Source organism: Mesorhizobium sp. M7A.F.Ca.US.006.04.2.1 (assembly GCF_004022915.1).
Taxonomy (GTDB): domain Bacteria; phylum Pseudomonadota; class Alphaproteobacteria; order Rhizobiales; family Rhizobiaceae; genus Mesorhizobium; species Mesorhizobium ciceri.
The window spans coordinates 1-1,489 of sequence record NZ_RZQA01001167.1; the positions used below are offsets into that span (position 1 = coordinate 1).

General features: G+C 65.3%; 1 protein-coding gene. It reads right to left on the reverse strand.

Annotation, left to right across the window (positions count from 1 at the left end; translation table 11 throughout):
- Window positions 1–142: 142 nt before the first annotated feature.
- Entirely contained in the window at window positions 143–1,414 is a 1,272-nt protein-coding gene (locus EN925_RS35450; protein ID WP_127368422.1) for an FAD-binding oxidoreductase, read from the reverse strand.
- Window positions 1,415–1,489 lie beyond the last annotated feature (75 nt).

A 1,489-nucleotide genomic window follows, 5' to 3' on the forward strand; every position in this document is an offset into this window, starting at 1 on the left:
GACCAAGACCTCGCGGCGCCACGCCGGCTCCTTCCACATCGTCATGAGGAAGAACGCCGGCCCGGTTGTCAGGGCGGTGGCGCAGGCGCTGCTCGGCAGCGTCGGCGACAGCTTGCAGGCAAGCGCCGGGGGCAGCTGACGATCAGGCCTCGCGACCAAACCGCGACGCCTCGTGACGCGCGCCCCAGACCGGCATGGCGGCTTCGATTTCAGCTTCCGACTTGAAAGCATCGGATGCGTAGCGGTCGACACGGAACCGCTCGGCGGAAACGAACGGGGTCTGCCCGAGAACCAGTTCGCAAGAGAGCCGGCCAAGACCCGGCCCATGGGTGACGCCGCTCTCATTGTCGCCACCGACGACCACGATATTGTCGCTGCCGGGGACCTTGCCGACGATAAGGCCGTTGTCGGGCGTGTAGCACGGCACGCCTTGCGCCCAGCTCGCGATCGTCGAACCGCGCAGCGGCGGGAACACCGTCTGCAACTCGGCAAGCTCCTGCTCGGAGGTTTCCTGCATCAGCCCGATATTGTGCGGCTGGCCGGGTTCGATTTCGCTGTCGTTCGTCTTGTAGAGAGGTTTGTAGTGCCGGCCGGTTCCCCACATTATGGCGCCGAATGTCTCGCGCAGCCACAGCCGCAATTCGCGGCACTGGACGGTGGGAATGGTCGATGGCAGCCCACGGTCGTCGGTGACGATGCGCGTTGCAACGACGCGCAGCAGCGGCAACTGCCAGCCAAGGCCTGACAGGACCTGGTTGTTCCAGGCGCCGGCGGCAACAATCACGCCATCAGCCTCAAGACCGCCCTGGTCGGTCTCGATCGTCACCCGGTCGCCGGCATCATGGACGGCAGTCACGCGTGCGTTGCTGCGGAAGACGCCGCCGAGCTCGCTGATCTGGCCGGTCAGCACCCCCATCGCCAGCTTGGTGTCGAGCTGGATGCCATGCGGATTGTAGGCCGCCGAATGGACCCGGGCCGGATCGATGAGACCCTGCATCTTCTGCCCGATCTGCACGGCATCCAGGTCCTGCATTTCCGGCGGCGCATAGGGAGAATCCAGCACCGGGCGGACGAAGCGTTCGCGCCCGTCCTCGGTCAGCGCCATGATCAAGGTGCCGTTCGGCCGATAACCAATCTCGGCGCCGACCTCGTGCAGCCTGCGATAGAAATCGAGGCCATATTGCTGCAGCTGAAAGCCCTCTTCACCGAGCGGGATCATGCCGGCGGACCAATGGGAGACGAAGCCAGCACCGGCGCTTGTGGTTGCGGCACCCGGCTGGCCGGCATCGATGACCGTCACCCGGCGCACGCCGGACCGCAGCAGATGGAAAGCCGCGCTGCAGCCGATGATGCCGCCGCCAATCACCGCGATATGCCTGCTATCGCTGCCGCCATGGCTTCCGTTTGAACTCATCTTTGTTCTCTCTCTTGCCGATGTTCCGGTCGGAGCGACATACAGCGACGGCGACCATACAGGCTCGTCCCGGAC

Coding starts and splice junctions, on each gene's coding strand:
- EN925_RS35450 (WP_127368422.1), bottom strand. CDS start 1,414: ATGAGTTCAAACGGAAGCCATGGCGGCAGCGATAGCAGGCATATCGCG.